Genomic DNA, 7,980 nt, shown 5'->3' with positions numbered 1-7,980 from the left:
CAAAACACCAAATATGGTCTATAAATTAACCGCATAAAATCAATTTTAACCTGTAGCCATATTTCAGGGCAAGACATACCTAAAAAACAGCAGAAATTGAAAACTAACTACATATTTATCTTTATATTCTTCTTTCTATTGTGTTGTGGGAAAAATATAACTGATATAACGGGTCTATACAAAAATGATGACTATTCTAAATCTGAACAACTTCTTAAATCACTAAAATTCGACGGATTAGCTGTTGGTTCTGAATTAGACTTAAAAAAAGATTCAAGCTTTGTTTATAGCACTTGTGCGATAATTTCAAATGGTAGATGGACGATAAAAAAAGACTCATTGATATTGATTGAAAATGAAATTCGTTGGCGAATAGATAGCTTGAACAAATATAGCTATGAAGGAAAACATCCAGAAATCCGGAAAAAACTAACATTTAAAATTAACAAAGACAAATTGGAATCAATTGAAATTTATAAAAGCCCAGAAGGTGAAATTGATAAAACTTACTCTCGACTTGTAAAGTTCGAATAAATTTAGGCGTTTAGTTAATTAGTATTATCACATTTTTAAAATCAAAAGTACTGCATACAACAAAGTACTGTGGCAAAAAACAAGTAAAAATTCATTAATTTTTCACTAAAGTACTTTTATAATTTCCTTCATATATTAATCCCGATTTAGCTATAGCAAAGGCCTGTTTTAGTAGTTTATTACACACGGCAATTAATGCTAATTTTTTGCTCTTTCCTTTAGCTACGATTCGCTCATAAAGTTCTCGGCAAGCCTTGTTTTGTTTACAAGCATTAAAACTACACATAAATAATAAATGTCTTAGTTTCTGATTTATAGATTGTCCTAGTCTACTTACGAAACCTCTAATGGATTTTCTATTAAGTTTATATTTACTAACTTTCGTGCTTAATCTCGCAACGCCCTAGCGCAATGCGCAGACGAAACATACCATAACCAAATCTATCAATCACAAACTTATTAAAAATGAAAACATCTACATGTATCATCTTATTACTCTTACCATTCTTTGCTTTATCTCAAATAACACTGAATCAAACCGATAATTTTGAAGATTACACGACTAAGAACTGGACAAAAGGAGATAATTCAGTATTACCAAATCAAAACATTTTAACCGATGGTCCTGATGGCACAGATGATAAATTTCTAAGAGTACAATCAAATGGTGGAAACGGGGCAGATTCTAAACTAGTAACATTCAATAATGCACAATGGCAAGGGGATTATAATGCTGCTGGTGTGACTTATATTTCTATGGATGTTAGAAATTCGGGTTCAGAAATCATGTTATTACGTTTAGCTTTTGAAGGATTTTCAACCAGTAGACGGTATAGTTCTACCAACCCCATTGCTGTTATACCAGGACAAGGTTGGCAAACCATAGTATTCCCAATTGATGCAAATTCATTAACTAATATTACCACTTCGGGCCTTGGTTACAATAGTACCTTTGATGATGTTAGAGAATTCCGTATTCTTCACAATGACGTACCAAGTTGGGACGGAGATCCTATTGAAGCGCTATTAGACATCGATAATATTACTGCGAGGAACGATGATATGGGTTTAGCGGACCTAGGTGAGCCTAAAATAACTTTAAATTTAATAGATGATTTTGAAGGTATTACTACTGAGAACTGGACAAAAGGAGATAATTCAATACTACCAAATCAAAACATTTTAACTGATGGTCCTGATGGCGTAGATGATAATTTTTTAAGAGTAGAATCAAATGGTGGAAATGGCTCAGATTCTAAATTAGTAACATTCAATAATGCACAATGGCGAGGGGATTATAATGCTGCTGGCGTGACTTATATTTCTATGGATGTTAGAAATTCGGGTTCAGAAATCATGTTATTACGATTAGCTTTTGAAGGATTTTCAACCAGTAGACGATATAGTTCTACCAATCCCATTGCCGTTATACCAGGACAAGGCTGGCAAACCATTGTATTCCCAATTGATGCAAATTCATTAACTAATATTACCACTTCGGGCCTTGGTTACAATAGTACCTTCGATGATGTTAGAGAATTTCGTATTCTTCACAATGACGTACCAAGTTGGGATGGAGATCCTATTGAGGCGATATTGGACATCGATAATATGCAGGCAAGGAACGATGATATGGGCTTAGCTGATTTAGGTGAGCCTAAAATATCCTTAAATTTAATTGATGATTTTGAAGGTGTAACTACTGAGAACTGGACTAAAGGAGATAACTCAACATTACCAAATCAAAACATTTTAACCGATGGTCCTGATGGTGCAGACGATAACTTTCTAAGAGTACAATCTAATGGAGGAAACAATGCAGATTCTAAATTAGTCACATTTAATAATGCACAATGGGAAGGAGATTATAATGCTGCTGGCGTGACTTATATTTCTATGGATGTTAGAAATTCTGGCTCATCTATAATTATATTAAGATTGGCTTTTGAAGGATTTTCGACTAGTCGAAGATGGAGTTCTACCAACCCTATTGCTGTTATCCCAGGACAAGGATGGCAAACCATTGTATTCCCGATTGATGAAAACTCATTAACCAATATCACGACCTCTGGTCTTGGTTACAATAGTACTTTCGATAACGTTAAAGGCTTCCGTATTCTTCATAATGACACACCTAGTTGGGATGGAGATCCTATTGAAGCTACATTAGATATCGATAATATCCAAGCAAGAAATGAAACTTTGAGTATAGTTACTATTGAAGAACCTACACAACAAATTAAAGTATATCCTAATCCATCAACAGACTTTATTCAAGTGAACGGCATGTCAGAGGAGTTTGAATATTCTATTTTTGATATTACGGGTAAAGAAGTGATGAAAGGACAGTCTAAAAATCAAAATCGTGTTGATATTAGTAACTTGGTTAAAGGCACCTATTTTATAAATATAGAGTCTTACAGTGCATTTAAGTTCCTTAAAAATTAAACAGGACTACCAAAATAAAGACATCTAAAAATAAGCAGAGCAAACAAGGACTATAAGTCATTGTTTGCTCTTTATTGTTTCAGACCATAATTTACCGATTTTATATACGGTTTTTATGTATTAAATTAGGAGCTTAAATTCCGTAACTAATCCGACATTAACACCTTAACACTTATCATTAGAACATACTCGAATAAAAACACAGAAAAATGATTAAAAGAAACCTTATATCTATTTTAATAATAATATCATGTATTATGAGTCTTCTAACTATTGATTTTTCTAATATTTCAGAACCAAAGCATTATTGTTCGTTGATTTTATCTTCATTTATTATTTCAGCATCAGTAGTATTAGTCTTCATTACAGAATCAAAGTTTAAGAAAAACAAAGAATCTGAATAAAACAACACCATTACAACAAAGCAAACCTCAACACCGTTCACTAAAATGGACTATAAAAAAAGTCATCTGAATTTTTAAATCGTTTTTACACAAAAAATTTCATCCCGATATATGGTGTGATGACACGCTGTTTTATATTTAGATAACGAGTTATCAGTAATCTATAAAAATCGTTCGATTTTAAAACATGACACCTTCTATTAAATCTTTTAAAGACTTGCTTTTAATTTACCTAAGTAGCTTTAAAATTGTAAGTATTGAATACAATCATTAGCTTTGTAACTCGTTAATTTTAATACAAATGACTGCATTTCACTTTCTATACATTGAAAAAGAAACTTTAGGGATCGCGCGGTCATTATCTTATTTGCATGACGATATCTTTTTGAAAAATTCCAAAGAATTCATTAATTAATCCCTGTTACGACTCAAAACAGGGCTACACTTTATTATCCTCAAATTTTAATCTTATTTTCTTCTTAACACGACGTTAGCACTCAAAACAGGAGCTCAATATATGACGCACTATTTTGAATGACTGAGTCACAACAACATAGTTTTAAGTCGGAAGTTCAAAAAAAATAGTATGTCAAAAAATGTAATTTTAACAACCGGAATATACGATATGATTAAAGATCATGTTCGAAGAAAAAAAGTAACTAAACAAGAAGAAGAACTATTACTTCTAGAATTAAAAGACGCCAAACAAGTCCTTAGACGCGACTTGCCAAATGATGTTGTTACGGTAAATAGACGTGTAAAAATTAAAGATTATACGGAAAACAAAGAAAAAGAATATACGTTTGTGGCGACCACTAAAACAAACAATAAAAAAGGAAAATTATCTATTTTATGTGATGTTGCTGTTGCCACAATTGGTAGACAAGTAGGCGATATTATCGATTGGCCTTTTAAGGATGGGGAAAGAAAACTAGAAATTTTAACCGTTGAAAATATTTAATCTTCAGCATTAAGAAATAGAGTCTTTGTTTTAATAACGCAAAGGCTCTTTTTTAAATACAAAAACAAGCCTCAATATAGTTGGCTAAAATTTACCACAAAAAAAGCGACCTGAATTTCAGATCGCTTTTTTTATTATTTATGGTTTCTTTTATTACTTAGCGGTAATGATCGTTAACTCATCTACAATATGTTTGGCATTAGAGTACTTATCAATTAACCAAAGTACATATCTAATATCCACATTAATGGTACGTTGTAAATCTTTATCAAAGATAACATCACCAGCCATCGCTTCAATGTTACCATCAAACGCTAAACCAATTAATTCTCCTTTTCCATTTACTACTGGTGAACCAGAATTTCCACCTGTAATATCATTATCGGTTAAGAAGTTTACAGACAATTCACCACGCTCATTAGCATAACGACCGTAATCTTTCTTTTCGTAGATATCTAACATGCTTTGGTCTAAATCAAACTCACTATCATTCGGCTTGTACTTTTTAATCATACCTTTAAATGTGGTATAATTGTTCACTTTAGCATCATTTCTTTTATCTGCTGGTAACGCTCTCACTTTTCCGTAAGATAATCTCAACGTAGAATTCGCATCAGGATATTGAATATCACTTAATCCAGATTCGCGTAAACCTTTTACTAATAATCGGAAAGACGCTTCAAAATCATTTTCTGGCTGCTCTAATGCTTCCGGACTTTCTCTATACTTATCTAATAATTGATTAGATAATTTAAACATTGGGTCATTCTCTAAAATGGCTTCATCAGGATATTGTAAAAAGGCTAAAGCTCCTTCTTTAGAAGAAAATAAACTTAAATCAAAAATAGCATTGGTGTAGGCTGTAAAATCATTGTCATTTTTCTGTCCTAATTCAGCTACCAATTCTGGTAAAGAATAATTAGATTTAGAAGCCAACAATCCTAATTGTTTCGCTAAAATTTCTTTTTCTAAAGGCAAATGATAACCTTGATAAGAACTCTCTATAAACGCTTCTAATCTTGGTAAAAGGTTTGCACGTTCTGCTTCATTAGCACCAACATACTGCTTTAAAGCCGATCCTACTCTATAAGGTAAAACTGCAAATTTACTAGAACGTAAAATGCCTAATAAGTAATTAGTTTGTTTTGCTTTTTCGTTTGTTAAGCTATAGTAGGTATTAATATTTGAAATAACATCTCCATACATGGCTTTGTTATCTTTTTTATTTGCCCACTTATCAAATTTAGCTTCGGTTTTGCTCTTTTTCGCTACGGTTTTGTGCTGCGTTAAGGCTTCAATCATTCCTGCTCTATTTTTCCAATAGTTAGCAATACCTGCATAACCAGAAGCGTACATAAGGTTTACAGACTCGTCTGCATCCATGTATTTTTTCATCACATCCATGCTTAATTTTGAACCTTCAACCCAAGCAGGATAAGCGAATTTTACATTTTGTTCTACACCTTGTGCTGGCATCCAACGGTTAGTACGACCAGGATAGCCTAAGATCATGGCGAAGTCGTTTTCCTCTACTCCATCAATATTAACAGGTAAATGGTATTTTGCTTTTAAAGGTACATTGTCTGTAGAATAATCAGCTGGTTGTCCTTCCGCATCAGCATAGACTCTGAATAATGAAAAATCACCAGTATGTCTTGGCCATTCCCAGTTATCAGTGTCACCACCAAACTTACCTACATTTTCTGGAGGTGTTCCTACTAAACGTACATCTTTATAATCTTCGTAAACAAAGTAGTAAAACTCATTACCTTGATAGAACGAACGCACAGAAACGGTGTATTTACCGCCTTCGCTATTTTCTTGTTCTATTTTAGCAATTTCTTTGTTAAGTGCTGCGCTACGTTCTTTTTCGCTCATGCTATCATTGACTTGCGCTAACATACGTTTAGACACGTCGTCCATTCTTACAAAAAAGCGAACATATAAACTTTCTGGCTTCATTTCTTCTGCCAAAGAACCTGCCCAATAGCCATTTTTTAAATGGTTTTGTTCTGCTGTAGATAATTCTGCAATAGCATCATAACCACAATGGTGATTTGTTAAGACCAGTCCACTATCTGAAACGATACTAGCTGTACACCCACCATTGAATTGCACAATAGCATCTTTTAAACTTTGGTTGTTAACACTGTAGATTTCTTCGGGAGTTAATTGTAAACCCATTTTTTGCATGTCGCGATGATTTAAACGCTCTATATGCATTAGAAACCACATACCTTCATTCGCCATTACGGACGAAAAAGAAATAATAAAGGCAATAATTGTAAGGGAAATTTTCTTCATGTTTATTGTTTTGAATATGGCCATAAAAATACTGAATTTTAAGCGCGATTTAAAACTACTAATATGTTAAAACAGTGTTATTTTTAGGCTTTTTACAGACTTAAACAATCTAAGTTTATTAGCGCCATTGAATTACTGATACTATTTATTTTTTATGAAAGAAAAATACGTGACTTTACATATATAGGATTAATTAATTTTAGGTAATTTTAAAACATATAAACTACTGATATCCGGAAAATAAGATGAGATAAGCGAGGTGTTTTGATTTATATAACGAGTTGCCAACAATATGAAAAAAACGCAGATTTACTTAATTTTATTACTGTTTTCAATTATAAGTTGTCGGAATGTCGAGCAAAAAAAACTGAAAACAGAAACATTGGTTGACAGTTCTAAAATTGAACAAAAAAATGAACCTAAAATAACTAATGAAAATACTCAAGCGATTTCAAGTTCTGAAATTTCAGAGGTTTCAGAGGTTTCAGAGGTTTCAGAGGAACAAGAGATTAAGGAAAATAAGAATAAATTAAAAATAAAATTTACTAAAATAGACTCGACTGATTATTTAGATTACAAGCAAAAATATTCTAATGGAATTACAGTTGACAAAACAATAGTTAATGAAGCAGGAAATTCTTTCACTCTTGCTCTCAAAAACGCAGATAAAAAATTTGGCTGTGATATAGACTATAACGACTGTACCTACTACAAAGGTTTCTTAAGTTCATTGAACAAATATATTCTAACTTCTTGTGGAAAAGGTTATTGCGGTACATTTCTATTGGACAAAAATACAGGCGTTAGGAATTTTTTACAAAGTCCATTTGATTCGGAATGTGAAGTACCTTCTTTATCTAAAAGTCAGGATAAATTAATAGCATTCTCATCTTCTGTTTTCGATAGAGAATCATTTATAGCTTTGTACAAAGAGAATGTGGAAACTAAAAAAATAGAATTAAGAAAATTCGATTCGTTCTATACTTCTGATTGGAGAATTAAAGAAATTATTTGGATTGACAATAATTCAATAGCTTTGAAAGTCTATGAGAAGTATGGAGGAAAGACTGGAAGCGAATTAATTAATACGAGATATTTAAAAGGAAAAATTGAATAAAATACTGTTGGCAACACCGTGTATAATTAATTGCTTTTTATACGCTTACTTACGAAAATTCCTGCGGAATTTTCTCGGGTTCGTAAAAGTTTGCTAAATTAGTTGCTTAACCACGCAACTAACCATACACAATCACGTTGGCACCAATTTGACCCAAAAACTATGAGAATAACTTTCCTACTACTTTTCTTGACTATTTTAAGCTGTTCAGA

5 protein-coding genes and 1 pseudogene are annotated in these 7,980 nt (G+C 32.3%); 4 read left to right on the top strand and 2 right to left on the bottom strand.

The features are described from left to right. The first annotated feature begins 96 nt into the window (after window positions 1–96). On the top strand, window positions 97–534 hold the full coding sequence (locus HM984_RS17045; RefSeq protein WP_179350055.1) for a hypothetical protein: 438 nt from the start codon (window positions 97–99) through the stop codon (window positions 532–534). Window positions 535–628: 94 nt separating this feature from the next. Here the strand turns inward: HM984_RS17045 and HM984_RS17700 are convergent. Further along, window positions 629–880 (bottom strand): annotated as a pseudogene (locus tag HM984_RS17700) (IS110 family transposase); the annotation flags it as partial. 119 nt (window positions 881–999) lie between these two features. Here HM984_RS17700 and HM984_RS17040 point away from each other — a divergent pair. Together HM984_RS17040 and HM984_RS17035 are read left to right on the top strand one after the other, a co-directional pair. Then, a complete protein-coding gene (locus HM984_RS17040) occupies window positions 1,000–2,982 on the top strand; it encodes a T9SS type A sorting domain-containing protein (protein ID WP_179350054.1) in 1,983 nt (660 codons plus the stop codon). A gap of 990 nt (window positions 2,983–3,972) precedes the next feature. Then, window positions 3,973–4,347, top strand: a complete 375-nt coding sequence (locus tag HM984_RS17035) for a GreA/GreB family elongation factor (protein ID WP_179350053.1) — start codon at window positions 3,973–3,975, stop codon at window positions 4,345–4,347. A 153-nt stretch (window positions 4,348–4,500) separates the two neighbouring features. Here HM984_RS17035 and HM984_RS17030 read toward each other — a convergent pair whose 3' ends face one another. Beyond that, window positions 4,501–6,651 (bottom strand): S46 family peptidase, encoded by a 2,151-nt coding sequence (locus tag HM984_RS17030; protein WP_179350052.1) that lies wholly within the window; start codon window positions 6,649–6,651, stop codon window positions 4,501–4,503. A gap of 292 nt (window positions 6,652–6,943) precedes the next feature. On the opposite strand from HM984_RS17030, the gene HM984_RS17025 reads away from it, so the two are divergent. Further along, on the top strand, window positions 6,944–7,768 hold the full coding sequence (locus HM984_RS17025) for a hypothetical protein (protein ID WP_179350051.1): 825 nt from the start codon (window positions 6,944–6,946) through the stop codon (window positions 7,766–7,768). The last annotated feature ends 212 nt before the right edge of the window (window positions 7,769–7,980 follow it).

It is taken from the genome of Winogradskyella pacifica (assembly GCF_013403915.1).
Taxonomy (GTDB): domain Bacteria; phylum Bacteroidota; class Bacteroidia; order Flavobacteriales; family Flavobacteriaceae; genus Winogradskyella; species Winogradskyella pacifica.
This window is presented reverse-complemented; position numbering and strand designations above follow the sequence as displayed.